Origin of the sequence: Nocardia alba NBRC 108234 (assembly GCF_001612665.1) — a bacterium.
Taxonomy (GTDB): domain Bacteria; phylum Actinomycetota; class Actinomycetes; order Mycobacteriales; family Mycobacteriaceae; genus Nocardia; species Nocardia alba.
In genome coordinates this window covers 70,405-96,868 of record NZ_BDAX01000016.1, presented here as the reverse complement: position 1 = coordinate 96,868, position 26,464 = coordinate 70,405, and the positions used below count along the sequence as shown (strand labels likewise).

The following is a 26,464-nucleotide window of genomic DNA, read 5'->3' as shown; positions in this document are numbered from 1 at the left end:
CCATGACGGCGGCCGCGGCCGTCGAACAGGCGCACCGTCGTGAGTGGGCATTCGTGCTCGCCGCGACGGTGCGGCTGGTCCGCGATTTCGACCTCGCCGAGGAATGCGTGCAGGACGCGTACGCGACGGCGCTGACCACCTGGGCCGTCGACGGTATTCCGGCCAGACCGGGCGCCTGGCTCACGACGGTCGCGCGGCGACGCGGCCTCGACCTGCTGCGCCGCGACAGCACCTTCCGGCGCGCGCTGCCCCAGCTCGTCGTCGACGAACCCGCCGCCGATACCGCCGAGCTGGCGTTGGCCGAGCTGGACGACCCGGCGATTCCCGACGACCGGCTGCGGCTGATCAGCACCTGCTGCCACCCGGCGCTCGCACCGCAGGCCCAGGTCGCGCTGACCCTGCGGCTGGTCTGCGGTGTCACCACCGCCGAGGTGGCTCGCGCGTTCCTGGTGAGCGAGTCGACCATGGCCGCGCGCATCACCCGCGCCAAGAAGAAAATCGCCGTCGCCGCCATCCCGTATCGGGTGCCCTCGGTGCGAGAACTCCCGCAGCGGCTCGATTCCATCTGCGCGGTGATCCACCTGCTGTTCACCACCGGACATACCGCGCCCGCGGGTGCGGTGCTGGTGCGCGCCGATCTCGTCGACCGGTCGTTGCAACTGGCCAGAATGATGCACGCGCTCGTGCCCGACGACCCGTCCGTGACCGGGCTGCTGGCACTGATCCTGCTGACCGACGCCCGTCGGGCAGCCCGGGTCGGCGACGACGGCACGCTGCGCACGCTGGAATACCAGGACCGCGACCGCTGGGACAGCGCGGCCATCGCCGAAGGCATCGCGCTGGTGAAACGCGCGCTGCCACATACCGACCGGTACACCTTGCAGGCCGCGATCGCCGCGGTCCACGATGAGGCACCCACGTGGGCCGACACCGACTGGCACGAGATCATCGGCCTGTATCGGCTGTTGCTGCGCGATTCGCCGTCGCCGGTCGCGCTGCTCAATCACGCCATCGCGGTCGGCCTCGCCGGCGAACCTGCGCAGGCGCTGGCGTTGCTCGATCCGCTCGGCGCGGAACCGGCACTGGCGACCTATGGCTACCTCGACGCCGCCCGCGCCGCTTTCCTCGCCGATCTCGGACGCACCGACGAAGCGATCGCCGCCTACGAGTCGGCGTTGCTGCTCACCGACAACGCGGTCGAACGCGCCCATCTACGCGGCAAACTCGTCGCGCTGACGCGCTGACCGGTGAAAACCCAACTTCTCTCAGATCCCTGCCGACGGGACCCGTCGCGTGCCCCGAACAGGGGCACTCCCTACTCCGACCAGCGCTCCTCGAGCATCGCCGAGACCTGTTCGGCGAAGTCGCCGACCGCGTCGTCGCCGGTCATCCTGGCGTCCTCGGCCAGCGCCGACCACCGGTTGATCAGTGCGTCCGAGCGCGGCACCGACAGCCCGTGTTCGCGGGCGGCGGCGATGCGGGCGTGGTCGCCGGGCAGGAACCAGTACGTGGACATCCAGACCCAGATCAGCCGGGCTTCGAGCAGCCGTTCGGCGAGGACGGTGTCATCGGCCAGCGACGGCCACACGCCGACCACGACCGAACGCCACGCCTCGACCATTTCCTTGGCACGGCTGCGCGAGAGTTCGAAATCGCACAGGCAGCCGGGGAACGAGACCAGGGCGTAGGCGATGTCGAGGGTGGCGTCGCGGAAACCGCCCCACTCGTAGTCGAGGAACCGCGCGCCCTCCTCGTTCATGATCACGTTGTCGGGGCACAGGTCCGACGGGCTGAACGCGCGATAGCGGCCACCGGTGAACAGACGATTGCCGTGCACGATCCGTTCGGCGATCTCGCCCGGCACCTCGATGCCGAATTCAGCCTGGAGCAGACCGGGAACCTCGGCGATCGCCGCCTGTGCCTGCTGGGCGATCCCGTCGACGCGGTGCACCGAGTCGACCCGGCGCATCAGAGCGACGAAGTCGGGCTCGCGACCGACAGTCGCGGCGTGCATACGGCCGAGCGCCTGCGCGAACGCCATCAGCGAGTTTCGGGTGCCCGGCTCGACGCGCGCCTGCAGCACCGAGGTGAGCAGGGCGTTGTCCCCGAGGTCGGAGAGGACCAGGAGCCGGTCGGGAACGCTGTGGGCGATCAGGAAGGCGCCGGGCCGCTGCTCGCGACTCAGCGCGGTGGTGAACTGGTAGGACACCGCCTCACGGAGGAACGCGGCGTCGATGCTGGCGACGCCGGGCACCAAACCACCGGCGCGGCGGTCAGGACTGGAACCGCGCACCTGCTTCACGATCAGCGTGCGCGGCAACGAGAATGCGTTTTCCGCAACACGCACGCGTAGGACTGTCGTCCTACCACTGCCGCTGAGCTCGATCGGATCACTCAGCTTCACCGGAGCACCCATTCGCTTTGTGAGCAACTGTTGTGCTGCGGACACGACGTCGGCGGCGCGTTCGGCCAATAGTGCGGTCATCGCCTCTCAAGCTACTCGTACCCGGTCACTTCTAGCGAGCGGTTGGACAACCTTTCCGCGTCAGCTCGGCGTGTTGGCGCCGAGGTTGCGCGTATGTGCCTGTTCGCTTGACACATCAGCCGGTCTTCGGGTTTTCTCATCGTGAACTGCTGTGCGCCACACCGCAAACCGGTTGAGTCGAAAGGTCTATCACAGTGACCGACACTCCGTACGCCGCATCGAGCGATTCCCCGGGCGGGTCGCCCGTTCCGGGCGGTGGCGGACAGTTCGCCGGCCCCACGGGTAGGCATGAGGGACCCGGCCTGCCACCCGCTTCCGGATCGGGACAGAGCAGGCACGGAATGGCCGGTGGCGCAGGCTATCCGCAATTCGAGGGGCCCGGCGCCGCCCAGTACGGCCAGGAACCGGTCGAGCCACCGCCGCCGATTGCCGGACGCGGCGCTCCCACACCGCAGTACGGGCCCGCGGGAACGGGTCCCGGTTACGCGGTCCCCCAGGCGAAACCGGAGAACCCCGTGTACCCCCCCGCCCCCGCATCCGGCGTGTCGCAGGGGGGTGGCGGGCAGACGCCTGGCTACTACCAGTCGGGAGCACAAGCCCTCGATATCGGCCGTTCGCTGAGCTACGGCTGGGAACGATTCCGCGCCAATCCAGGTCCGTGGCTCGGTGTCACCGCGGTGGGCGTGCTGATCTATCTCGGCTTCGTCGCCGTGGTCCAGATCGTCGAGCCGACATCGCCGTTCAGCGTCCTGTTCCTGTTCCTGATGGTGATCGTCGCGCTGTGGCTGCTGCAGGCGGCGATGGTGCGCGGCGCGCTCTACGAAACCGACGGATACCCACCGTCTTTCGGATCGTACTTCCGGTTCGTGAACGCGGGCAATGTCCTACTCACCTCGCTGCTCGCCTTCACGATCACACTGCTCGCGTCGACGCTGTGCCTGCTGCCCGGTATCGTCGTCGGGTTCCTCTGCATGTTCTCGATACACTTCGTGATCGACCAGGACTACGGTCCGGTGGAAGCGATCAAGGCGAGCGCGCAGCTGGTGCTGGCGAATCTGTGGGCGGCGGTGCTGCTGGCGCTGACCGTCATGCTGGTCACCTTCGTCGGTGCGATCCTGTGCGGGCTCGGCCTGTTCGTCGCGGGGCCGGTGTGCGTCATCGCGGTCACCTACTCCTACCGGATGCTCACTGCGGGACCGATCGCCCAGGTCTGAGGTCAGCGTTCGACCGCGGACCGCATCCCGATGGCCCGCTTGAACCGTCCGAGCGGACCGGCCGTATCACCGGCGCGCGGTCGCAGTTCGAGAACGATCACGCCGGCCACGACGATGCCGACCAGGTTCACCGCGAGCTGACCGGTCGATTCGAACGCGCGATGCCACTGACCGATCGTCGCGGCCACCACCGCGTATCCGGCAGCGGGCACGGTGGTGACCGAGATGAACACCCCGATCAGGGCCGCCGACTTCGCGGTCACCAGAGACAGCATGCCTGCCGCGCCGGCCAGTAGCGCCACGACCAGTGAGAACGGGCCCACCTCGTAGATGAAGTCGACGTCGTGCGCGTCGATGACCCCCTCGGTGGTGATCCATCCCAGCTGCTCCCACACCAGCGTCGCGCCGAGCGTGATCACCATCGCCACCGGGAAGGCGACGGCCAGGGCGAGGATCGATCGCCGGGCCAGTCGCCAATTGCGGCGCACCAGCGCGACCGACAGCGCCGCCAGCGGCCCGAACTCCGGACCCACCACCATCGCGCCGACGATGGTGACCGGCGAGTTTGTCGCCACACCGATCGAGGCCAGCAGACAGGCGATCGTCAGAAACGCGACGAAGGTGGCGTTGAGCGAGGACTCCTCGTGCGTCTCCTTGAGCAACTGCTCCCAGACGACCGCGTCGCTCGGGTCGCCCGGCGCGGCGCGCACCGCACGATCGGCGGCGTCGGACAGCACCGCGGTGACCGGTTCCAGCGTGATCCCGCCGGTATGGACGATGCCGAGCGCCTTCACGTCGGCGAGGACTTTGTTGCCCGCCTCGCGCGCCACGTCGGCCTGGACGAGATCGCCCGGCGGTTCGAGGGCGATCCCGCGCGCCACCGTCAGATGGGTGACACCGGCGTCCTGCTCGAGCACGCGCACCAGGGCGTCGGTCTGCTCGGTCGGGCTGATCACTCGCAGATGTAGCACCGGTGTCCTCCTGATCGGTCCCGCCGTGGCGATCGGGACTGACCAGAAGGTACCGGGCTACCTTCGATGACCGCTATTTCTCGGCCGCAACAACTTTCGGCGCGTCGGTGGCCGTCTCCGCCTTGCCCTTGCCCTTGTTCTCGGGCTTGGCGTCGATGCCGGCTTCCCTACGCTGCTGCGCGGTGATCGCGGCGGGTGCGTCGGTGAGCGGGTCGACGCCGCCGCCCGTCTTCGGGAACGCGATCACCTCACGGATCGAGTCCTCGCCGGCCAGCAGTGCGGTGATGCGATCCCAGCCGAAGGCGATGCCACCGTGCGGCGGGGCGCCGTAGGCGAACGCGTCGAGCAGGAATCCGAACTTTTCCTGGGCTTCGGCGTTGTCGATACCCATCACCGCGAACACCCGTTCCTGCACATCGCGGCGGTGGATACGAATGGACCCGCCACCGATCTCGTTGCCGTTGCAGACGATGTCGTAGGCGTAGGCCAGCGCGGAACCGGGGTCGGTGTCGAAGGTGTCGAGCGATTCCGGCTTGGGCGAGGTGAACGCGTGGTGCACCGCGGTCCAGGCCGAGTGGCCGAGCGCCACATCGCCGCTGGCGGTCGCCTCGGCGGCGGGCTCGAACATCGGGGCGTCGACGATCCAGACGAAGGCCCAGGCGTTCTGGTCGATGAGGTCGCACTTGCGGGCGATCTCGCCACGCGCGGCACCGAGTAGGCCACGCTGTGCCTTGGTGGGACCGGCGGCGAAGAACACGCAGTCACCCGGCTCGGCGCCGACGTGCTCGGCCAGGCCCTCACGCTCGGCATCGGTCAGGTTCTTGGCGACCGGCCCGCCCAGGGTTCCGTCCTCGTTGATCAGGATGTAGGCCAGGCCCTTGGCGCCGCGCTGCTTCGCCCAGTCCTGCCAGGCGTCGAGCTGACGTCGGGGCTGGCTCGCACCACCCGGCATCACGACCGCACCGACGTACTCCGCCTGGAACACCCGGAACGGGGTGTCCTTGAAGTACTCGGCGCATTCGGTGATCTCGATCCCGAAGCGCAGGTCCGGCTTGTCGGAGCCGAAGCGGCGCATCGCCTCCGCGTAGGTCATGTGCGGGATCGGGGTGACGATGTCGTGGCCGACCAGCTTCCACAGCGCGGTCAGGATGTCCTCGGCCAGCAGGATCACGTCCTCCTGGCGCACGAAACTCATCTCGATGTCGAGCTGGGTGAACTCGGGCTGCCGGTCGGCGCGGAAGTCCTCGTCGCGGTAGCAGCGCGCGATCTGGTAATAGCGCTCGATGCCGCCGACCATGAGCAGCTGCTTGAACAGCTGCGGGCTCTGCGGCAGGGCGTAGAAGCTGCCCGGCTGCAGACGCGCGGGGACCAGGAAGTCGCGGGCGCCCTCCGGCGTCGAGCGGGTGAGCGTGGGGGTCTCGACCTCGACGAAATCGTGGTCGGCCAGCACGTCGCGCGCGGCGGCGTTGACCTTGGAGCGCAGGCGGATGGCGTGGCCGGGGCCTTCGCGACGCAGGTCCAGGTAGCGGTACTTGAGGCGGGCCTCGTCGCCGGGGGTCTCGTCGAGCTGGAACGGCAGCGGCGCGCTCTCGTTGAGCACGACCAGTTCCTTGGCGTCGACCTCGATCTGCCCGGTCGGCAGCTCCGGGTTCTCGTTGCCGTCCGGACGCCGTTCCACCACACCGGTGACCTGCACACAGAATTCCGCACGGAGCTTGTGCGCCTGTTCGGCGGCTTCGCCCTCGCGGAAAACCACCTGCGAGACGCCGGATGCGTCGCGCAGATCGATGAAGGTCACACCACCGTGGTCACGACGCCTCGCCACCCAGCCGGTGAGGGTGACGGTCTGACCGGCGTGCTCGCCTCGCAGCGAACCAGCCAAGTGGGTGCGCAGCACGGTATTCCTTTCGACAGAATTTCTACGGACTCGTCGCACCGGCGCAGATGACCGCGTGCACTGCCATCGTAGTGAGGCACGGTGCCCGGAGGAAAACCGATATATTCCCCACCGTGTCAAGCTTGTGACACCTATCCGCCGTCGCCGCTCCCACCGACGGTGAATCGCCCTGTGAGACAGCTGGACAACCGAGCGAAGGCGAGTACCGCGATGACCTTCAACGAAGGTATGCAGATCGATCCCGGCCGGGCCTCGTCGGGCGGCGGCCCCGGCATGGGCGGCAAAATCGCCCTCGGCGGCGGCGCGGGTGGTCTGATCCTGTTGGTGATCACGCTGCTTCTCGGCGGCGATCCGGGGACGGTGCTCGGCAACCTCACCGGGGCCCAGAGCGGTCAGCAGTCGCAGCCGGGCACCGCGGGCACGCCCACCCATTGCAAGACCGGTGCTGACGCGAACAAGTACGTCGACTGCCGGGTGGTGGCCACCGCGCAGAGCCTGGACGCGGTGTGGTCGGTGCAGCTGCCCGAGCAGACCGGCAAGCAGTACGTGAAGCCCGAGCTGGTGCTGTTCACCGGCGGTGTGAGCACCGGGTGCGGCAATGCCACCAGCGATGTCGGCCCGTTCTACTGCCCCGCCGACCAGACCGCCTACTTCGACACCGCCTTCTTCCAGGAACTGACCGACCGCTTCGGCGCGAGCGCCGGACCGCTGGCGCAGGAGTACGTGGTCGCGCACGAGGTCGGCCACCACATCCAGAACCAGCTCGGCGATATCGGCAAGGCGCAGCGCGATCCGCAGGGCGCGACCTCGGGCGCTGTCCGCACCGAACTGCAGGCCGACTGCTACGCCGGCATCTGGGCCCACTTCGCCGACAAGCAGGCCTCACCCGGCGGCGGCCAGCCCTTCCTGAAGCCCCTGTCCGACAACGATATCCGTGACGCGCTCTCGGCCGCCAACGCCGTCGGTGACGACCGCATCCAGCGTTCGGCCGGTCGCGGTGTGAATCCCGAGTCGTGGACCCACGGGTCATCCCAACAACGGCAGAAGTGGTTCCTCACCGGCTACCGGACCGGATCGGTGCGCGCGTGCGACACCTATTCCGCGCGTGACCTCGACAACCCGCCCGGGATACGCTGACGCCCCGAACGCGATACCCACGCACTGTCTTTCGATCGAGGGGAACCCATGCGCCCGACCATGACCGGACTGCTCGTCTGCGCTCTCACCCTGAGCGGTGCGAGCGCACTCGCCCATGCCGATCCGGCGCCACTACCGTTGGTGAGCCTGACGACGATCCCCGACGGCTGGTCGCAGCGCACCGATCTGCGCCCGGTCCTGCAGGTCTTCGCCGATGGCAAGGCCGTGCACAGGCCCGACGCGGTGAGCAAGGACCGCAAACCCGAGACCGCGCCCAAGCAGGTGACCGGCAAGGTCGCCGCCGACGTGATCTCGGCAGCGCGCGAGGAGATCAACGCACTGAAGGAGACCGATTTCGGGATCCCGACAGGCGAGAACCGGGGCACCCAGATCATCGACCTGATGCCCGAGGATCCGGCCGACGACGCCCACCTGGTCGTCTACTCCCCCGAGGCGTCCGACGGCCTGAACCCGGACCAGCAGGCCGCCCGCAAGCGCTTCGCCGATCTCTACAAGAAGCTGGTCGACGCCTTCAAGAGCTGATCCCGCGAGGCCGATCCCACCGGGGCTCGCCGTTTTCCAGCGGCGAGCCCCGGTCGGTCAGAACCGATCCGCGGTCGCGTCCGCGTCGCGTTCGTCCTCGTGCACGGCACCGATGACGTCGGGCGTGGATTCACCCAGTGGACCGGTGAGGTCGTCGTTGCCGGTGCGGCTCTGATAGAACTGCACCGTCCGACCGTGTTCTTCCTCGTTGTTGCCCCGGCCGGCGCCCGCGCCCGCACCGCCGCCACCCATCATCCCGGAGGTACCGCTGGTGCCCGCGGTCGTGGTGGTACCCGACCCCAGCACCGTGCTCATCGGACGACCCGACGCGGGAACCGCCGCACCCGGTACTGCCGCGGTGGTCTTCGGGGTGCCCGCGCTCGGCGTGCCGCCCGCGCTGCCCGCGCTACCCGCCGTGCCACCGGCGCCGCCGCGTGCGGTACCGAGCGCACCGAGCGAGGCGCCGGAACCACCGCCGCTGCCGCCGGTGCCGACACTCGACGGTGACGTCGTGCCCGCGGTGGTGGTGCCCGCGGTGGTGCTCGCCGCGGTGGTGGAGGAATCGCCGCCGCCGGTGAGGGCATCCTCCGCCTGGCTGAGCAGCGGTTCGCCGATGTTCTCCGACGCCGCGGAGAGGACTTCCTCGGGCGAGGGCAAGCCGCTCTGGCTGGCCAGCTGCCCGACGACGCCGCTGAGCTCGCCGGTGTAGCCCATCAACTGCCCACGGGTGACGTTCACGACCGACACCGCTTCACCGAGATGCGACGTGGCCAAGCTGATCAGCGTGGCCTGGGTCGGCGGCAGCATGATCGTCGGCGCGAGCGCGGTGGCCTGGGCCGCGAAAGTGGTGGCGATCGTGGTGAGCTGCGTGTTGCCGGTCTGGACGACCGACGCCGCCTGCTGGGTGAGCGCGGAGATATCGATGCCGCGCTGACTGGTGTCCTGTCCCTGTGTCTGCGCCTGCTGGCTGGCGGTGGTCGCCGCGTCGGCGGATTCGCCCTCCCACAACTGCTGGACGGTCTTCACACCGCCCTGGGCCAGGCTCAACGCTTGCTCGATGACCGCCGAGGAATTGCTCAGGATCGCGGTCGGGTCCAGCGAGCTGAAAACGCCGGTGCCGAAGCTGCTGAGCAGGTCGAGGAACGGCTGGAACAGGGTGTCGATGCCGGGCAGGGCCGGCAGCGAGAGCCCGCTCATCAGCGCGGTGACGGGATCTTCGGTCAGCGTCGTCGCGGCGGCCGACGTACTCGCGCCGGAGGTGCTCGACCCGCCGGCTCCCGAGGTGCCGGTGAGCGCGGACTTGGCCTGATCGAACGCGGTCAGCGCGGCCGCCGACGCGGGCGCGGCGACCTGCGCCACTGTTCCCTGGAGCCCGCTCAGCGCGGACGACGCGTCATCGGCGACGCCGGAGAGGATGTCCTGCGGTTCCACCCCGGTACCGAGGCCACCCAGCCCACCCAGCCCGGCGGGCGACATGCTGGTGTTCTGGGCTTCGTCGGTGATCTTCTGCGCGAGCGTGAAGACCGCTTCCTCGTCGGCCGTCACATCCTCGGGCATCTGCATCAGCGGCACATCCAGGATCGCCTGCGCATCGAGGGGCACCGAGGGGGATACCGCACCCATCACCGACGCGGTCGCGGCATCGGCGGCGGCCATGGCGGCGTCGGGAGCGATCACGCCCGCGTCCGCGCTCAGCGGCTTCACAGCCCAGCCGCCTGACGGGCGAGCTGGGCGGCATTGTCGATATCGGTCGTCTCCAAGGTCACCGACGTCTTGAAGGCCGCGTCGGAGAGCGAACTGAACTTCGCCGACAGGTCGTTGATGTCTTTGGCTTGCAACGCTTGTGCGGCCGCGAACATAGCCAGGTAGTCGGCGCCGATCAGGCCGAACACCGGTGTGGCCGCCGACACGCTGGCGACCAGATCGATGTTGCCCGCCGCGGCGATCTGTCCCGCCACTCCGCCATTGGTCGCCGCGAACTCGGCGACGCCATCGGTTTGCACCGAGAGATCGGTCATGCGAAATCCCCCCAACTCGTCGTGAAAATTCTGCCCTACAGAAGCGAACGGCGGACGCGAAACTCCCGACGCGACCACCCATCTGCGATTGGCGCCAAATATAGCCGAACTGCCCGACAGTTTTCGAGTCGTGCCACCCTCGATCGGCGTGATCCACTATCAAAACTAGAACATGTTCTATATCCTCGGGCTCATGAAGGTCGCAGTGACCGGCGCAGCCGGCTACCTCGGTACCAACTTGATCCCCCTGCTCGTCGAGCGCGGCCACGAGGTCGTCGCGATCGACCGCGCCGCCCCGACCACCGCCGACCCGGCTGTCACCTGGGTCGACGGTGATGTACTCGACCCCGCGTCGATGCGTGCGGCACTGGCGGGCGCCGAGGTGGTCTATCACCTCGTCGCGTTGATCACCCTCGCCGAACACAACGACCTGGCGTGGCGGGTGAACACCGAGGGCGTGCGCGTCACCGCCGAGGCGGCGCTGGAATCGGGCGTGCGCCGGTTCGTCCACACCAGTTCCATCCACGCCTTCGACCAGTATCGGGCGGGCGGGCACATCGACGAGAACTCCAGCCGCTCCGACGATCCCGGCCTGCCGGTGTACGACCGGTCGAAGTGGTCCGGCGAACTGGCCCTGCGTCCGGTGATCGAGCGCGGGCTCAACGCGGTGATCGTGAATCCGACCGGCGTCTACGGCCCGGTCGACCATCCCGAGCGGCTGTCGCGGCTGAACACCATCGCCACCCAGGCGATGCGCGGCAGGCTTCCGGTGATGATCGGCGGCGGATTCGATCTGGTCGACGTGCGCGACGTCGCCCAGGGCCTGATTCTCGCGGGCGACAAGGGCCGCACCGGCGAGAACTACCTACTCGGCGGTGAGATGACCACGATGACCGACTTCTGCCGAATGGCGGCGGCCCGGGCAGGCGCCAAGGGTCCACGTTTCACCATTCCGGCCAAGGTTCTCGGCGCGGCCCTGCCGGTACTCGAGCCGATCGGCAAGCGTCTCGGCTCGGACAGCCTGTCCAAAGCCGCACTGGGCGCGGTGATCTCGGCACCGGTCGTCGACCACGGCAAGGCCGAACGCGAACTCGGCTACCGCCCCCGCCCAACCACCGAGACCGTCAACGACCTCGTCGACTTCCTGCGGGCATCGCGTCACGCTTGACACGAGTTCGAACGCATGTTCGACTCGTGGGGTGCGGTGGCAAGCTCAGACCCTGGACGCCGAGGACGGCGCGCTGCCCGGCCTGACCAGGGCCGGGCTGGTTCGCTCCGTCCGCACCCCCGAGTTCGACGGCATCACCTTCCACGAGGTGCTGTGCAAGAGCGCGCTGAACAAGATGCCGGAGAACTCCGCGCTGCCCTTCCGCTGGACGATCAACCCGATGCGCGGCTGCTCGCACGCCTGCCGCTACTGCTTCGCGCGGGGTAGCCACGAGTATCTCGGCCTCGACGCGGGCGAGGATTTCGATTCCGAGATCGTGGTCAAAACCAATATCGCCGCGGTGCTGCGCCGGGAGCTCCGACGTCGATCCTGGCAGCGCGAAGCGGTCGCCCTCGGTACGAACACCGACCCGTATCAGCGCGCCGAGGGCCGATACCGCCTGATGCCCGGCATCATCGGCGCGCTCGCCGATGCGGGCACCCCCTTCTCCATTCTCACCAAGGGCCCGCTGCTGCGCCGCGACCTCCCGCTGCTGATCGAGGCGGCCCGGCGTGTCGAGGTGAGTGTCGCGGTGTCGATCGCCATTCTCGATCCCGAGCTGCACCACCGCCTCGAACCCGGCACTCCGGAACCCCGCGCCCGGCTCGACCTGGTCCGCGCCCTGGCCGACGCCGGATTCACCGTGCACGTCATGGCTGCGCCGATCATTCCCTGTCTCACCGACAGCCGGGCGCATCTCGAGGCCCTGTTCGCCGCGATCGCCGACGCGGGCGCGTCCAGCGCCATGGCCTTCCCGATGCACCTGCGCGGACCCACCCGGGACTGGTTCCTGACCTGGCTCGGTACCGAGCACCCCGCCCTCATGCGCCGCTACCGCCAGCTCTACGCGCGCGGCAGCAACGTCACTCCCCTCTACCGCGACTGGCTCCGTGACCGCGTGAACCCGCTCCTCGACCAGCACGGCCTGCGCCGCGTCCAAGGCCCCACCACCCCACCCACCCCACTGCCAAGGCCACAGGACACCCAGCTCGCCCTGTTCGGCTGACCACTACCCGCCCGAACCGCCGCGTTCAGCTGAGCGCGGCGACCTCGGAATCGGTGAGGACCACCGGCGAGACACCGTCCTTGCTGCGTGCCGTGCGCACCGCCTGATACAGCGGACGCTCGTCGAGTCCCGCGTCGCGAGCCTCGGCACGCAACTGCCGCACGAGCACGTCCGAGATGGCGACGGCGGCGGCGAGTTCGCTGGCGGCGAGCGCGTCGGCGAGTTTGCGCAGGCCCAGTAGGTGCAGTTCGCGACCGCTGCCCACGTCGGTGTACATCGCCAGCGGCACCGATTGCGTGTCGCCGCCGACGATGACCCGCAGGACGATGCGGCTCAGCCGTGCGGGATACACCAGCAGTTGCACGCCGGTGGCGTCGGCCAGGTCCATCGCCCGTTCGCCGAACAGCCGATGCGCGCGGATCACGGTGCCGCTCAACCACAGTCGCCGCCGCCCGAACGCGAACACGTAACCGATGGTCGGAACGGCGACGGCCAGTCCGATCAGGATCGCGTACAACCAGCTCAGCCACACCGCCGACAGCAACGCCGCACCGACTCCGACGCCGACCGCGGCGAGTGCCAGCCTCCGCAACATCGGCGCGAACACCTCGGGCGCCACCAGGTCGATTCCCACCGGCTGCGTCGCCGCCGACTGCCCGGACTGCCCGTCCACGATTGCCTCTCCGCCCCCACCGGCCCGCCCGGCGTGAAGCGCGGCCAGATTACCGCGCCCCACCGGCCCGAGCAGCCGAGCGAGGTGGCCTGAACGGCCTCAGCGACCGAGTTCTTCGCTCAGCACCGTCACGACGGCGTCGAGCGGGACGGACCGCTGCTCGCCGCTCGCCATCTCCTTGACGCCGATCGTGTTCTCGGCGAGATCACGATCGCCGAGCACGAGGGTGTATCTCGCCCCCGAACGGTCGGCGCCCTTCATCGCGCCCTTCATTCCGCGCCCGCCATAGGCCAGGTCGACACTGATGCCCGCGGCACGCAGTTCGCCGGCCACCGCGACCAGTTTCGCCTTGGCCTCGTCGCCGAGCGCGACGCCGTACACCTGGCAGCGCGCCGGATCGGCCGCCGACTTGCCCTCGGCCGCGAGCGCCAGCACCGTCCGGTCGACCCCGATACCGAATCCGATGCCCGACAGCGGCTGGCCGCCGAGTTCGGCCATCAGTCCGTCGTAGCGGCCACCGCCGCCGATGCCCGACTGCGCGCCGAGCTGGTCGTGCACGAATTCGAACGTGGTCTTGGTGTAGTAGTCCAGACCGCGCACCATGCGCGGGTTCACCACGTACGCCACGCCGAGCGCGTCGAGGTGGGCCAGCACCTCGTCGAAGTGGGCCTTCGCCGACTCCGAGAGGTGATCGATCATCAGCGGCGCGTTCGCTGTCAGCGCACGCACTTCGGGACGCTTGTCGTCGAGCACACGCAGCGGGTTGATCTCGGCGCGGCGCTGGGTCTCCTCGTCGAGGGGCAGCGCACGCAGGAACTCCTGCAGCAGTTCGCGATACTGCGGGCGGCAGGTCTCGTCGCCGAGCGAGGTGATCTCGAGACGGAATCCGTCCAGGCCGAGCGCGCGGAATCCGGCATCGGCGATCGCGATGACCTCCGCGTCCAGGGCGGGGTCGTCGATGCCGATCGCCTCGATGCCCACCTGCTGCAACTGCCGGTAACGACCGGCCTGCGGGCGCTCGTACCGGAAGAAGGGACCGGCGTAGCAGAGCTTCACCGGCAGCTGACCGCTCTTGTCCAGACCGTGCTGGATCACCGCGCGCATCACGCCCGCGGTGCCTTCGGGACGCAGGGTGAAGCTCTCGCCGTTGCGGTCGGCGAAGGTCCACATCTCCTTGCTGACCACATCGGTCGACTCACCGACACCCCGTGCGAACAGGGCGGTCTGTTCGAATACCGGCAGCTCCACGTGCCCGTACCCCGCGAGTCGGGCGGCGTGGATCAAGCCGTCGCGGACGGCGACGAACTCGGCCGAACCGGGCGGCAGGTAATCGGGGACCCCCTTCGGGGCGGTGAAGCTGCTGGTCTTGGTCACGATGGTCCAGTTTTCCCCACGGGCGCCCCTCGCGTCCAACCGGTTACCCTCTAGACGAACCTGACGACATGGGAGGAACGCGGTAGTGCCGAGTAACGAACAGCGACGGGCGGCGGCCAAGCGCAAGCTGGAGCGCCAGCTGGCACGACGGGCCGAGCAGGAGAAGAAGCGCAAGCGCTTGACGATCGCGGGCTCGGTACTGGGTGTGATAGTCGTCGTGGCCGCCGCGACCGGCGTGTATTTCCTCACCACGGGCGAGGACAGCTCGTCCGACACCGCCGAGTCGTCCTCGGCGGTGCCGACGACCCAGTTCGTCAACACTCCCCTCGACATCCCCGGTCCGCCGCCTCCTGCGGCCAAGCCCGCGACCGTCGACTGCAGCTACCCGGTGGGCCAGGAGCCCCCGGCGAAGCCGGTTACAGCGCCCACCACGACGTCGGTCGCCACCGACGGCCCCCAGGTGAAGGTGGCCATCGATTCCACCCAGGGCCCGATCGGATTGTCGCTCAACAGTGCGCAGGCGCCGTGCACGGTCAACTCGATGGTGAGCCTGATCAAGCAGGGCTACTTCGACAAGACCAGCTGCCACCGCATCGTGGCGACGCCGGGCTTCGGCATCCTGCAGTGCGGTGACCCCGCAGCCACCGGAATGGGCGGCCCCGGCTACACCTTCGACAACGAATACCCGACCGACCTGTTCCCCGCGGGCGATCCGGCACTGCAGCAGCCGGTGAACTACAAGCGCGGTCTGGTCGCGATGGCCAACGCGGGTATCTCGCCGGACGGCAAGGGCACCAATGGAAGCCAGTTCTTCCTGGTCTTCGGCGACACCCAGTTGCCGCCGAACTACACCATCTTCGGCACGATCGACGAGGCCGGCCTCGCCACCTTGGACAAGGTCGCGGGCGGCGGTGTGAAGGGTGGCGCCGAGGATGGTGGGCCCGCCATCCCGATCTCCTTCACCACTGTCAAGGTGGGCTGACACCCACCGTCCCAGCAAGGAAACGGACCGGACACGCGCGCGTCCGGTCCGTTTCTCGTTTTCCCGCCCCGACGTGCGAAGAAGATCATCAGAGGCTAGGCAACCCTACGATTCGTCCCGGCGCACGGGCCGCGCTCCCGCGATTTCCCATGGTCGACCCGGCCCGCCGGACATCGCACCGTGTCCCGCACGGGGTACGCTCAGATATCCACTTCCACAGCAGCATCGGGGAGCAGTCATGGCGGAACTCGACGACATCGGCAGCGAAACAGCGTCCATGATGCGCACCATGCTGCAGATGGCCATCCTGGTCGCCGTCAAATCGCGTGAACACGGTCAGAAAGACGCCGAGGCCCGCGCGAAGGCGATCGAGGCCAAGATGAAGGAAGCGCGCGAGTTGCAGATCCGCGAGGCGCGCGACCTCAAGGCCAAGGATCCGCGCAATGTCGAACTCGTGCAGATGATGTCGCTGGGTTCGCGCACAGTGGAATCACGTGGTGTGGAGGCACGCGGTATCAGCCTCAACAAGGACGCGGCCTCACCGTTCGCGGCGAGTGCTGCCGCGCAGCCCGCGAACTACGACTCCACCGAGCGCCGCGCGGCGATCGCGGCCCATCTACAGCGGGCCGGCGTCGCCCCTGAGCTGAGCCAGGTCCGCATGTTGGTCGAGATGGGCCACGGTATCTCGCCGGACGAGGCGATCCGTCTGCGCGATGCGGCAACCAGGACTCCCCAGGTGCGGGCCCGCGGGCTGGAACGCGGCGTCGAACTGGGGATCGAACGCGGGATCGAACGGGGACGCTGACCTCGGCGGTCGGCGAACCGGTGCCGCCGAGGTCGGGTTCGGCTCACGCGCCGGGCGCGGCCCCTTTGTCCCACAGTCCGTTTTCCGGCTCGGTCCACAGATCCAGATCCGGTTTCTTCAACGGCAACGAGGAGAGCATCTCCTTGTGCCCGTTGCGCACACTGCAATACTTGAACGGTCCTCGCGGGTCGAACAGCTTGGTCATGTGCGGGTCGGCGTGTTCGAGGAACCAGATGCTGATGCCCGGGCCGCCCTTCATCCGATAGTGCTCCCAGGCCTGCCACAGCGCGTCCAAGCGCACCGCGGCCTCCGGGTGGCGCCACCATTCCGGGCACCACACCGTGTCACTGATATCGGTGACCTGTCTTTGATAGAGCTGGCTCAAGTACTCGCCGACGAACTCGGTCACACCGGCGTAGACCCGTCCTTGCTTACCCGCGTCCGAAATATCCTGGCTCACAGCGGCTTGACCTCCTCGACGTCACCGATCTCTTCCGGCGGAGTGGATTTCGCGAGCACGGACGACCCGAACTGGTCGTCGATGCGCGTTTTACGTGTCGGATCGTTGTACTCGATCGATTGCTTGACCGCGTCGGCGTATCTCGATTCCCACCACGGCACCGTCCGCACGAGCACGGCGGGCTGGCCCGAGGTGAAGACGACAGCTCGACCACGCGGCAATGTCGCCAACCCCTGCGCCGTGAACGTCACCGACGACGAGAGCGAGCGGGAATAGCTCTTGCTGTTGCCCGACTGCGACATCGACGACGAGATCGAGTCGTACTCGCCGATGGCCTCGGAGCGGTCGCGCAGGAAAGCCATATCGTCGACGCCGCTGCCCAGCACCTTGATATTGGCCGCCGACCACAGCGCGTTCATCCCGTCCTCGCCCCAGCAGCGCGCGCCCTGGGCCCACGACTGCAGCACCGTCATCACCACGATGCCCCTGGAACCGAAATGGCTGTATTGCTTGGGCAGATCTTTCCAGCGCACCACATTGGCCGCTTCGTCGAGCACGGCCAGCAGCGGGATCGGCAGTCGTCCACCGGAGGACCTCGACGCCTTGCGCATGGCCACATCGATGACGGCCTCGGTGAGCGCGCTGACCAATGGAGCCGCCGACCCGCGCCCTTCGAGCGACAGGCAATACAGCGTGCCGTTGCGCTCGATGAACTCGAGTTCGTCGAATCGTGGGCGCGTGTCGTTGCCCGGCGTGATCCAGGGATGCACATTCGACAACTGCAGGCAGCGGATCATCTTCTTGGCATATCCGAAGATGCCGCTCTTGGTGCGCTGTTCGGAGTTGTATTGCATAGCCAGACCGGACGCGGTGAAGTGGTGCCCCACATCGCGCAGAAGTTTGATCGGCTCGATGTTCTGAGGGTCGGTCACCCATTCCCAGACCTGGGTGATCGGCTTGCCCGCGATGGCCGCCGCGAGGAAGAGCGCGGCGAGTAGATCCTCGGCTTCCGGGCCGAAGAAGCTGTCGCTGTCGTCGGAACTGGCGCCGGTCTCGGCGTCGGCGAAATGGCCGGCCAGCCGGGCCGCCCGCATCTCGCAGCCTTCGGTGCGGTGGTCGACCCACGCCAACGGATCCCAGAACCAGGTTGCCCGCTCACCCGCCACACCCTGCGGGTCGAACACGAAAGTACTGCTGCCCTTGGCTTCCCGGACATTGCGGGTCGCGTCGACCACGTCACGTTTGTTGGACGTCGCCAGGACGGGACCGATCGCGGACAGGATCGCCGGAATCACTCGCGACGTGGACTTGCCCTGCCTGGGGCCCCAGATATCGAGGTGCAGATCTTCATAGGAACCGTAGACGGGTGTGCCGTCGGCGACCGCGATGCCGATCGGAACACCGGGTGCGTCATCGCTGCCCAGTCGCACCCCGAGATCGTTCGCCTTCTCCCGTACCCCCGCTTCGGTGATCGAGTGGATGGCACTGCCGCTGCCCATGTAGTCGGCCTTGTCGTCCACCGCCAGCCGACCGACGACCGCGCGCGTCCGCAGACGTTTGCGGATCACCACGAACGCGATGACCGACGCGATCACCAACAGCACGATCACCGTCGACGCACGCGGCCAGTGCAGCTTGCCCCGCGCCAGATCGGCGACCACCGCGATCGGGTTGATCGGAATGGTCTGCGGCACAACCGCCAGCGCGTTGCCCAGATGCAGGGCGACCGCGAGGGTGATCAGCACCGCGAACCCGAACTGGATCATGATCAGCGTCGTGTCGGGTCCGACCGCGGCCGGATCCGTCACCTTCTTCTTCGCCACGGAAGCCTCCTTGTGTGGACGTGGTGGGTGGTCAGCGGAACGCGTCGAGGCGCCAGCCTTGCGGCGTCTGCACCACGGTCGCGATGACCGTGCTCGGCGGTAGCTCTTCGGTGCGTCCGTTCGGGTAGACGACCGTTTGTTCGATGCCGATCTTGTATTGCGCCACCGTGGGATCGGCGCTCGTGGGCGCGGGCTCGCCCGAGGCGAAGGTGAACGCCTCCACGTGCGCTTTCGCCTTGGCCCAGTCGGCCCACTGCAGCGACGGTTTCGGGGTCTCGGTGACCCCGATCGAACTGTCCAGCATACGTATCATGCTGGGCCCTAACCATTCTCGCGCGCGCTGCAACGAGGAACCTGGTTGCTCGGTCGCGGGGTTCCAGGTGTAGACCTCGCGCAGCGCGACCACCGCGACACCGTCGGGAGTCGTCGGATCGGCCGCGGCCTCGAGCAGACGCGTGGTGGCGGTGGCCTCGGGACGCGTCGGCTCGGCCGCGCCACCGCACGCCGAGACCGTGAGCAGGACTGCCACGAGCATCACCGCCGGGGTTGTGCGGATTCGTGTTCTCTCCCACCAGGTTATCGCTGGTCGCGTGGTCACAACACCCTCCTCGCTCGTGCGTCGCCGGGCACCGCCACTTCGGTGACGCCCCCGCCCCCGCGGTTGCTCGTCGGCGGCACCGACTGGATCAGCCGACCGTTGCCCGCGTAGATCCCGACCTGGGACGGGCCTTGGCGTCCGAACCCACTGAACACCAGATCGCCCGCCGCCACTTTCGCGATCGGCACCTCCCGCCCGGCCTCCCACTGCTGTTCGGCGGTGCGCGGCAATGTGACTGCGCCGGCGGACGCGGCGAACACCGCCGCGGCGGTCAGTCCCGGTCCGTCGAATCCGCCACTGCTGGGCCCTTGCGCGCCACCGCCGCCCCACACATACGGTGTGCCGAGCCAGTCGTGGGCGGCCTCGACGATCTGTTCGCCGCCACCGCCCTGGCCCGGCGTGAAGCGGCCCTGTGCGCCGGGCGCCCGGTACTGGGGTTCCATCGACAGGATGTTGGTGACGTAGGGCCTGGTCTCGGAATAGTGCGCCGCGTACTGATTTGGCATCCCCCCGGACGCCAGCACCGCGCCCTCACCGGCGTTGTACCCGGCCAGGGTGAGCGCGACCAGGTCGCCCGAGACGCGCCCCGCGGCCATCCAGCCCGCGATCTTGTGGGCGATCGAGCACATGTACCTGGCCTGGCCGATGATCGCGTCGCCGTCGTCCCATACGCTGGCGGACCCGTTGCCGTCGGCATCGATGACGTAGGGCTGACCGTCCTCGGGATTGATGCCGGCCGCCGTGCCGGGCAGGAACTGGGCCAGGCCCTGGGCGCCGGCGGGCGAGGTGAGCCCGCGCCGGAATCCCGACTCCTGCTTGGCTTGGGCGGCCAGCAGCGACGACGAGATCTCCGGGCACACCGTCCCCGCGCGGCGGTACCAGATCTCCAGCTCGGCGGGTACCTTTCCGTCGGCCAGTGCCCCACCGGCGCTCCCGAATCCGCGCACACAGTTCGGATCGCTCGAAAACGCCCGCGCACCACCGACATCCGGGGTGGGCGCGCCGTCGAGCCACGGCATCGGATCGATCTGACGACCACCGGTGAACCGGCCGCCGGGCACGATCTCGAAATGCAGGTGCGGGCCGCTGGATTCGCCCGCCGATCCGACCATCCCGATCGGCTGGCCCGCGGTCACCGTCTGGCCGGTGCGCACCCGCACGCCCGTGTCCCACATGTGGCCGTAGACCGCGGAATAGGCGCGGCCGTTGGTGTCGACGGAATCGACGACGATCCAGTTGCCGAAACCCGACGCGGGTCCGGCGGCGACGACCCTGCCGTCGGAGACCGAGTAGATCGTGGTCCCGTCGGTGGCGGCCATGTCGATGCCCTTGTGGTCGCCGCCGCGCGAGCCGAACACATCGGAGACGGTGAACGTTCCGATCTCCAGCGGCAGCGTGCGGCGCAGCGGACCGACGCCCGCGGCCAACACCGGCGTGGCGGTGACCGTCGGATTCGACGTGGGTGCGGCGGCGCTGGTCGGAAGGGCGCGATTGTCGGCGCCGAGCTGAGGCAGGGTGGGCACCGACGAGCCGACCAGCACATCGCCGGTCTCGCAGGTCTCATCCGAGGACGGCAGCACGATCACCAGCACCAGGGCCACCAGCCCGACGACCGAGCCGAACACCGTCATCATCAGCGTGCGGACGTTCACCGGTCGCCTCCCCGCGTGCCGCGCCGGGCGCCGATTCGCGCAACGTCCGCCGCGGCGGAGTTCATGTGCGGCGCCGGGACTCGTTGAGCGTGTCGGCGAGTGTGCGGTTCATCTCCGCGGCGGCGGCCAGCTGTTGTTGCAGCAGCGCCACTTTGCGGCGTAGCGCGGTGGCGTCCATGCGGTCCAGGCTCGGGTCCTGGGTCGCACGGACCCAGTTGCGCACCGAATTGGCGTGCACGCCGATCTGTTCGGCCACCATCCGGCACGCCTCTGATTCGCTGCGCAACTTATCGGTCAGCGCGACCACCTGGGCGACGGCGGCGTCGCGGACCTCCGGTGAGACCCGGCGATAAGACCGGTGCGGCATCATTGCTCACTCCCGTTGGAATAGTCCGGCGTGCCCCTCGGGTTGTCGCCGAACTCGCTGAAGCGCTGGTTCGTGTCGTGGATTCCGCTTTCTCGCTCCGACACCGTGAACTCCATGTGAAAGGGAATGCCCGGCCTGCGATCCTCGCCGACCTTGAGCAGGAACTTGCCGGTCCCGGGGGGCGAGGGCCGCTGCTGGCCCGGCTTGAGCGCCTCACCGGTCAGGGCTTGCGGCGCCGACCAACTGGTCACCATCTCCTGCTCGGCCGAGGTGAACGGCACCGTGGAGTCGAGCCTGCTGATCTCCTCGGCGGGTAGCGCGCCGAAGATCTTGGCGCGCGCGCGTTCCAGGAAGCCGATGGCCTTGGCGATCGCGGCGTCGGACCCCAGCGCCTGCAGGTCCTTGATGGTGTGGCTGATCATGATCAAGGCGGTCGCCAGACCGCGTTGCAGACGGGTCAGTTCGTCGACGCGGTCGACCATGAAATCGCCGAGTCCGAGCACCTGCCACAGCTCGTCCATCACCACCTGGAAGTAGCGCTGCGGACCGAGGTCGGCGTCGGCCAGCACGTGCGCGGCCTCGACCGAGGCGAAACCGTCCGCCCAGCACGCCAACATGACCGCGGCCTTGAGTTTCTTGTCGCCGCTGGGGATGTGCGAGACGTCGATGCACACCGCGACGGCGCCGGTGTCGATCGGAACGCTGGTCTGGCCGTTGAAGATCGCGCCGAACGGGCCCTGGGTGAGCGCGCGCAGCGAACGGCGCAGGCCCTTGATCGCGTTCTGGTATTCGTCGGCGTTGTCCGCGCCCGCGTCGAGCATCATCTCGGCGCCGCCGCCGACGATCACCTCGAGCAGGTTCTCCATGATCGGCGGTTTGTCCGGCGTGAACCCGCCCGGCTGGTAGAGGATGCGCAACGCGGTGGCGATCAGCGTTTCCTCGAAATCGGCGACGCGCGCGCCGCGGACCAGCTCCACCAGGCCCGCGATCAGCGTCACCTGCCGGGCGCGCAGATCCTGCAGCACCTGCCGTTGCAGCGCGGGTTTGTCCACCAGGCGGGGGACGACCGAACCGAGTACGCCCGCAGCCAGCGGGTTCAGCTTGCCGTGCCCGTAGCCGAGGTCGATCACCTGGCCGCCGACGAGTTCGACCATCTTGCGGTAGTCGGGTTTCACGTCGGCCAGGATCAGCGGCGTGATGCCCTGGGCGATGCCGCCGAGCACGATGCGGCGCACCAGTGAGGACTTGCCGAACCCGTTGAGGCCGAGCACGAACAGGCTGGGCGCGGTGATGAAGCTGCCGCGCATGAACCAGTTCATCGGATCGAAGCACACCGGGGCGCCGGTGTGCAGATGCGACCCGAGCGGGGTGCCGATCAGCGGCGCACCCGCGCCGACCGACCACGGCCACAGACCCGCCACCTGGGCGGTGGTGGCGCGATACTCGACCGGTCGGCCGACGACGTTCATCTTGCCGCCGCCCGCGCCCGAGTATCCGCGGTCGGTCAATTCGGCGGTGGTGCGGTCGAATCCGTCCTTGACCACGGCCTCCGAGCGCGCGTGCGCGTTGTTGCGGCGCAGGTCGTCGGTGTGGATCCGGAACGTCGCCCAGGCCGCGCGCAGACCCGACTGCTCGCGGGCGATCATCTCGTAGCGGGCGCGGGTGGCGTCGTCGAGCAGGGCGGGGCCTTGCGAACGCCGCTCCGGCTTGGTCGATTTCGCCGAGCGGCCCGACCCCATCGCCCGATCGGCGGCGTCGTCGGCCCGGATGGGACGTACCGCCTTCGCGGGCCGCGCCTTCTTCATCGGCTTCGGTTCCGCCGGCTTGGGGCGTCGGCGCGGATCAACCGCTGGGCGTTCGTGGTCCAGCCGGGGCCCGTGATCCTGATCGCGCAACCCACGCTCGGCGCGCGCCCGGGCGCCCCGGTCGGCGTCGGGGCGCGGGCCCCGCATCCGCCGCTCGTCCTCGCGTGGCCGGCGCGGGTCGTCGCCACGGGGCCTACGTGGCTCCTCGCCACGGGGCCGAGGCTGACGACCTCGCTCGGCGCGGGTGTCCTCCCGCGAGCGCTGCTCGACCGGTGGACGTCCTTCGGGCACGCGTGTTCCCCGCGTCGAGCGTTCCCGCTCGTCGCGTTCGGTGCGCTCGTCGAGGCCGAGCACGTCGTCGCTCACGCGCGGCGCGCTCCCCGCGGCCCGTGGCTCGCGTTCCCCGCGGATGCGCGGCGGCCGGTGGACCGGGCGCAACGCGACATCGTCGCGATCGCGCACCGGGGGTTCGTAGTCGCGTCCCATGTTCGCCTCACCCCGCCAATGCCTTCGGAATGGTTGCGTGTTCGGGCAGGATCACGCCGCAACCGAGAGATGCCGCGAACGCCGCGGACTGGTAGCGGTAGCAGCGCCGGATCTTGAGCCGGGCTTGCGTGGACAGGTCGCGGGTGATGGCCTCGATACGGGGCAGGTCACCGCGCAGCGGTTCGGTGATGGTCACCAGCGCCCCGAACCGGGTGACACCGTGTCCGCGCGCCTGCTCCTCGCGGGCCTGCTGGGTGGCGCCGACGCGCAGCGTCGCCGCCGCCGAGACCACGCCGCGTTCGCTCTGCTGCGCCACGAGCGCGTTCTTGAAATCGTCGTCGACGATCTCGGCGGCGTCGGCGGCCGAGTGCGGCCGGTAGACGATCGCGATGCGCTTGCGTGGCACCTCGGGATTGGGCGCGAGCAGTCGCTGCAGCACCCGCTCGTCCACCGCGCCCTCGGGCGCCGCGTCCATTTCCCAGGTCACCGAGCGGCCGCCGTCGTGGATCAGGTGATCCCACTTCTCGTCGTAGGACACCGGGCCCGCGTCGTCCCAGCCGAGACCGTGCCCACCGGGATCGGCGGCGGCCACCTCCAGGTCGGCCTGTGAGGCCGGGTCGTAGCTGCGGCGGATGAACGAGATGACCTCCTCCGCCGACATCGGCTGCGCCCGCACGCCCGCTTCGGCCAGCGCCGCGCAGATACCGGGCAGCCTGCGCCCGATCTCCACCGCTTCCTCGGCCGGGTTCTTACGCCGCTCGGCGGTGGTCGCCTTGAACGTGATCGCCACCCGAGGCAGCAATTGCACCCGCTCCTGCGGCAATTCGGTGGCCAGCTCGTACATCACCTGCTGGGCCAGATCGGGCGCTTCGGGCCGGGTGATCGTGGAAACCTCGTTGAGCAGCCGGTTTCCGGTCTCGGGCACGGTGTCGATCACCGGCACCACCGCCACGATGTCGCTGGTCTGGCCGACCGAGGCGAGGAACGTACCCCAGGCCGCGACCCAGCGATCGATCACCGGCTGGTCCACTGCCTCGTGCCCCTGCGGCCACGCCCGCAGCACCACCGTGTACTGCGCGAACGCGGGCAGATGGATCATCCCGAAGTGATAGCCGCCCGCGTCGATGCCTTCGTAGAGCTTCGACGGCGCCAGCAACCCCGGCAATTTCGTGACACCGCCGGGGATCCGGGAGAACCGGCCACCGCGATACACGTGCTCGCCGTTGTTGCGCGAGCGCCTCCAGTTGAACATCATCAGTCCCGTCTCATAGCCCGAGCGGCCCCCTGTCCGCCATACCAGGGGCACCATCACCAGCGCGCCGAGCCCGCCCACGACGAAGCCCCATTTGAATCCACCGACCATCGCACAGATCAGCGCCGTGATCACCACGACGAAACCGATCACGGTCTCTTCCCAGCGCAGGCCGAAAAGGCCCGCGCTGCGCGGCTTCTGCCACAGCCCGTACGAGCGGCGCTCGTAGGTGTCGGTCGCCGAGGTCGTCATCGCGGAATCGTGCTCCTGCCGAGGTCGGGGGAACGATTCGCCCAGCGGTCACCCGCGACGTCGCCCATCGATTGATCCGCGCGCCCGGTGGTGTTGGCCGCGGTCCGTGCGGCCGCCACATTGCGGGCCGCACCCGCGGGCACCGAGCCCGAACTGGCCCTCGGGGGTGCGGAACCGCCGCCGCGCGGTGGTTGCACCGGGCGCGGCGTATTCCCACCACCGCCGCCACCCGGACCGCCACCGGGCCCGCCGGGCCGCGCACCCGCACCGCCACTACCGAAGTAGCCCGCGGACCCGGGCGCCGCCACCGGCCGAGAGGCGACCGCCTTGGTCCCGATCGCACCGAGACCCATCGCGGCCACCGCCGCGCCGCCTGCCACCATCAGACCCGAACCGCCCGTGCCCACCGTGGCGACAGCGGGCGCGACCAAGCGCATCAGCGCGGGCAGCACGAACGCCACGCTGCACAGCAGCACCAGCGCCACCAACATCCGTTGCGCGTCCTCGCCGCTGGGCAGGCCACCCGATTGGGTGGTCTCGTCGACGTGGCCCGCGGTGGTGAACGCGATCATGTACACGATCGCGGCCACCGGTTTGAACAGCATGAACGCGATGATCCAGCCCACCAGTTTCTGATAGGACTGCTTGCCGGTACCGGTCGCCGATGCGGCGGCGGCCAACGGCAGCACGCCCGCGGCGACCACGAGCAGACCCTGCCGAACGATGGCGAGCACGATCTGAGCGAGCGCGCCGAGCAGGCCGACGATGGCGATGATCAGCACCAGACCCGGTGAGAAGGCCTGCAATTTACTGGTTTTCACCATCAGCTCGGCCATGTTCTTGGCATTGCCGCCGGTGGCGTCCTCGATGATCCACTCGGAGAACTTGTCCGAGGCTCGCGTACCCGCGACGATCACCGCGCCCAGCATCCACGAACTGAAGACCACCCTGGCGAACAGGCGGAACGATTCGGCGGCCTCGCTCACGGCCGCCCCGCGTCTGGCCTCGGCCAGTCGGCCGCCGGTGATGATCACCGAGGCGATCAACAGCAATATCTGGATCTGATACGTGTAGTCGTTGATCTTGGTGAACAGTGCCCCCGAATCGCTCACCGCCTCGTTGGGCACCTTCATCCAGAAGGTCAATGCCAGGATCAGGGCCTCGCCGAGGCCCTTCATCAGCGAGTCGACCACCTTGCCGAAGGTGGAATCCCACGCCTTGTCCTTGACCGCGGTGGCCGCGTCGCCGGGATGGGAGGCGGCATTGCCCGCCTTACACACCGCCGACGCCGCGTCGCCGAGCGAGACTCCGGGGATCGCGACGCTGTCGAGTGTGTCGTGCAGTTCGTTGCATGCCTCGTCGAAGCCGTAGGTCTGGCCGTAGGCCACCGTCGGCGTCGCGATCATCACGGTGAAGATCACCGCGAGAATGGTGACGATCCGCCTCAGCATTGTTGG

Annotated in this window: 23 protein-coding genes; 8 read left to right on the top strand and 15 right to left on the bottom strand. The window is 68.7% G+C overall.

The genetic code is table 11. The features are described 5' to 3' along the window. Positions 1-2: 2 nt before the first annotated feature. Complete coding sequence (locus tag NA12_RS18205) at positions 3-1,244, top strand: RNA polymerase sigma factor (protein ID WP_067452501.1); 1,242 nt, start codon at positions 3-5, stop codon at positions 1,242-1,244. 71 nt (positions 1,245-1,315) lie between these two features. Here the strand turns inward: NA12_RS18205 and NA12_RS18200 are convergent, their stop codons facing one another. Further along, a complete protein-coding gene (locus tag NA12_RS18200; RefSeq protein WP_067452279.1) occupies positions 1,316-2,485 on the bottom strand; it encodes a phosphotransferase family protein in 1,170 nt (389 codons plus the stop codon). Positions 2,486-2,826: 341 nt separating this feature from the next. Between NA12_RS18200 and NA12_RS18195 the strand changes: the two genes are divergently transcribed. After that, entirely contained in the window at positions 2,827-3,699 is an 873-nt protein-coding gene (locus NA12_RS18195) for a DUF7847 domain-containing protein (RefSeq protein ID WP_243654972.1), read from the top strand. A gap of 2 nt (positions 3,700-3,701) precedes the next feature. Here the strand turns inward: NA12_RS18195 and NA12_RS18190 are convergent, their stop codons facing one another. Beyond that, positions 3,702-4,670 carry a DUF389 domain-containing protein gene (locus NA12_RS18190; protein WP_067452273.1) on the bottom strand — a complete coding sequence of 323 codons (969 nt, stop codon included), beginning with the start codon at positions 4,668-4,670 and terminating at the stop codon, positions 3,702-3,704. 73 nt (positions 4,671-4,743) lie between these two features. After that, on the bottom strand, positions 4,744-6,567 hold the full coding sequence (aspS, locus tag NA12_RS18185) for an aspartate--tRNA ligase (RefSeq protein WP_067452270.1): 1,824 nt from the start codon (positions 6,565-6,567) through the stop codon (positions 4,744-4,746). A 210-nt stretch (positions 6,568-6,777) separates the two neighbouring features. Here aspS and ypfJ point away from each other — a divergent pair, with 210 nt between their 5' ends. Both ypfJ and NA12_RS18175 read left to right on the top strand, forming a co-directional pair. Then, positions 6,778-7,704, top strand: a complete 927-nt coding sequence (gene ypfJ, locus NA12_RS18180) for a KPN_02809 family neutral zinc metallopeptidase (RefSeq protein ID WP_067452496.1) — start codon at positions 6,778-6,780, stop codon at positions 7,702-7,704. A gap of 48 nt (positions 7,705-7,752) precedes the next feature. Further along, positions 7,753-8,247, top strand: a complete 495-nt coding sequence (locus NA12_RS18175) for a hypothetical protein (protein WP_067452267.1) — start codon at positions 7,753-7,755, stop codon at positions 8,245-8,247. 57 nt (positions 8,248-8,304) lie between these two features. Here the strand turns inward: NA12_RS18175 and NA12_RS18170 are convergent, their stop codons facing one another. Beyond that, entirely contained in the window at positions 8,305-9,951 is a 1,647-nt protein-coding gene (locus tag NA12_RS18170; protein WP_067452260.1) for a hypothetical protein, read from the bottom strand. After that, a complete protein-coding gene (locus NA12_RS18165; protein WP_067452258.1) occupies positions 9,948-10,265 on the bottom strand; it encodes a type VII secretion target in 318 nt (105 codons plus the stop codon). Before NA12_RS18165 ends, NA12_RS18170 begins: the two co-directional genes overlap by 4 nt. A 193-nt stretch (positions 10,266-10,458) precedes the next feature. Here NA12_RS18165 and NA12_RS18160 point away from each other — a divergent pair, with 193 nt between their 5' ends. Then, positions 10,459-11,433: an NAD-dependent epimerase/dehydratase family protein gene (locus tag NA12_RS18160; RefSeq protein ID WP_067452493.1), complete on the top strand. Its 975-nt coding sequence runs from the start codon at positions 10,459-10,461 to the stop codon at positions 11,431-11,433. 31 nt (positions 11,434-11,464) lie between these two features. Continuing rightward, a complete protein-coding gene (locus NA12_RS18155; RefSeq protein ID WP_067452256.1) occupies positions 11,465-12,478 on the top strand; it encodes an Rv2578c family radical SAM protein in 1,014 nt (337 codons plus the stop codon). Positions 12,479-12,503: 25 nt separating this feature from the next. Here NA12_RS18155 and NA12_RS18150 read toward each other — a convergent pair whose 3' ends face one another. Together NA12_RS18150 and hisS are read right to left on the bottom strand one after the other, a co-directional pair. Continuing rightward, positions 12,504-13,151, bottom strand: a complete 648-nt coding sequence (locus NA12_RS18150; protein WP_084472877.1) for a hypothetical protein — start codon at positions 13,149-13,151, stop codon at positions 12,504-12,506. A gap of 99 nt (positions 13,152-13,250) precedes the next feature. After that, complete coding sequence (gene hisS, locus NA12_RS18145; protein WP_067452487.1) at positions 13,251-14,525, bottom strand: histidine--tRNA ligase; 1,275 nt, start codon at positions 14,523-14,525, stop codon at positions 13,251-13,253. A gap of 85 nt (positions 14,526-14,610) precedes the next feature. Between hisS and NA12_RS18140 the strand changes: the two genes are divergently transcribed. After that, a complete protein-coding gene (locus NA12_RS18140) occupies positions 14,611-15,507 on the top strand; it encodes a peptidylprolyl isomerase (RefSeq protein ID WP_067452250.1) in 897 nt (298 codons plus the stop codon). A gap of 238 nt (positions 15,508-15,745) precedes the next feature. Continuing rightward, positions 15,746-16,312 (top strand): hypothetical protein, encoded by a 567-nt coding sequence (locus NA12_RS18135; RefSeq protein WP_067452247.1) that lies wholly within the window; start codon positions 15,746-15,748, stop codon positions 16,310-16,312. Positions 16,313-16,355: 43 nt separating this feature from the next. Here NA12_RS18135 and NA12_RS18130 read toward each other — a convergent pair whose 3' ends face one another. The 8 genes from NA12_RS18130 to NA12_RS34335 all read right to left on the bottom strand — a co-directional run bounded on the left by NA12_RS18130 (position 16,356) and on the right by NA12_RS34335 (position 26,458). Beyond that, the gene (locus tag NA12_RS18130) at positions 16,356-16,772 is read right to left on the bottom strand and encodes a DUF4913 domain-containing protein (protein WP_084472876.1); all 417 of its coding nucleotides are present in this window, start codon (positions 16,770-16,772) and stop codon (positions 16,356-16,358) included. Continuing rightward, positions 16,769-18,595 (bottom strand): type IV secretory system conjugative DNA transfer family protein, encoded by a 1,827-nt coding sequence (locus NA12_RS18125; protein ID WP_067452245.1) that lies wholly within the window; start codon positions 18,593-18,595, stop codon positions 16,769-16,771. Before NA12_RS18125 ends, NA12_RS18130 begins: the two co-directional genes overlap by 4 nt. Positions 18,596-18,626: 31 nt before the next feature. Continuing rightward, complete coding sequence (locus tag NA12_RS18120; protein ID WP_067452243.1) at positions 18,627-19,193, bottom strand: hypothetical protein; 567 nt, start codon at positions 19,191-19,193, stop codon at positions 18,627-18,629. Then, the gene (locus NA12_RS18115) at positions 19,190-20,845 is read right to left on the bottom strand and encodes a peptidoglycan DD-metalloendopeptidase family protein (RefSeq protein ID WP_067452240.1); all 1,656 of its coding nucleotides are present in this window, start codon (positions 20,843-20,845) and stop codon (positions 19,190-19,192) included. Before NA12_RS18115 ends, NA12_RS18120 begins: the two co-directional genes overlap by 4 nt. Positions 20,846-20,906: 61 nt before the next feature. Continuing rightward, a complete protein-coding gene (locus NA12_RS18110) occupies positions 20,907-21,215 on the bottom strand; it encodes a transposase (RefSeq protein ID WP_067452237.1) in 309 nt (102 codons plus the stop codon). Beyond that, entirely contained in the window at positions 21,212-23,503 is a 2,292-nt protein-coding gene (locus NA12_RS18105) for a putative type IV secretion/conjugal transfer ATPase (protein ID WP_084472874.1), read from the bottom strand. The genes NA12_RS18110 and NA12_RS18105 overlap by 4 nt, the downstream gene beginning before the upstream one ends. A 7-nt stretch (positions 23,504-23,510) precedes the next feature. After that, positions 23,511-25,007, bottom strand: coding sequence for an SCO6880 family protein (locus tag NA12_RS18100; protein WP_067452235.1), 1,497 nt, complete (start codon positions 25,005-25,007; stop codon positions 23,511-23,513). Further along, a complete protein-coding gene (locus tag NA12_RS34335; RefSeq protein ID WP_067452232.1) occupies positions 25,004-26,458 on the bottom strand; it encodes a hypothetical protein in 1,455 nt (484 codons plus the stop codon). Before NA12_RS34335 ends, NA12_RS18100 begins: the two co-directional genes overlap by 4 nt. Positions 26,459-26,464 lie beyond the last annotated feature (6 nt).

Excerpts from the sequence above, each read along its gene's own strand:
- NA12_RS18175 (WP_067452267.1), top strand. The coding sequence starts at position 7,753 with ATGCGCCCGACCATGACCGGACTGCTCGTCTGCGCTCTCACCCTGAGC.
- NA12_RS18100 (WP_067452235.1), bottom strand. The coding sequence starts at position 25,007 with ATGACGACCTCGGCGACCGACACCTACGAGCGCCGCTCGTACGGGCTG.
- ypfJ (WP_067452496.1), top strand. The coding sequence starts at position 6,778 with ATGACCTTCAACGAAGGTATGCAGATCGATCCCGGCCGGGCCTCGTCG.
- NA12_RS18195 (WP_243654972.1), top strand. The coding sequence starts at position 2,827 with ATGGCCGGTGGCGCAGGCTATCCGCAATTCGAGGGGCCCGGCGCCGCC.
- NA12_RS18205 (WP_067452501.1), top strand. The coding sequence starts at position 3 with ATGACGGCGGCCGCGGCCGTCGAACAGGCGCACCGTCGTGAGTGGGCA.
- NA12_RS18160 (WP_067452493.1), top strand. The coding sequence starts at position 10,459 with ATGAAGGTCGCAGTGACCGGCGCAGCCGGCTACCTCGGTACCAACTTG.
- NA12_RS18165 (WP_067452258.1), bottom strand. The coding sequence starts at position 10,265 with ATGACCGATCTCTCGGTGCAAACCGATGGCGTCGCCGAGTTCGCGGCG.
- NA12_RS34335 (WP_067452232.1), bottom strand. The coding sequence starts at position 26,458 with ATGCTGAGGCGGATCGTCACCATTCTCGCGGTGATCTTCACCGTGATG.
- NA12_RS18135 (WP_067452247.1), top strand. The coding sequence starts at position 15,746 with ATGGCGGAACTCGACGACATCGGCAGCGAAACAGCGTCCATGATGCGC.
- NA12_RS18105 (WP_084472874.1), bottom strand. The coding sequence starts at position 23,503 with ATGGGACGCGACTACGAACCCCCGGTGCGCGATCGCGACGATGTCGCG.
- NA12_RS18110 (WP_067452237.1), bottom strand. The coding sequence starts at position 21,215 with ATGATGCCGCACCGGTCTTATCGCCGGGTCTCACCGGAGGTCCGCGAC.
- NA12_RS18200 (WP_067452279.1), bottom strand. The coding sequence starts at position 2,485 with ATGACCGCACTATTGGCCGAACGCGCCGCCGACGTCGTGTCCGCAGCA.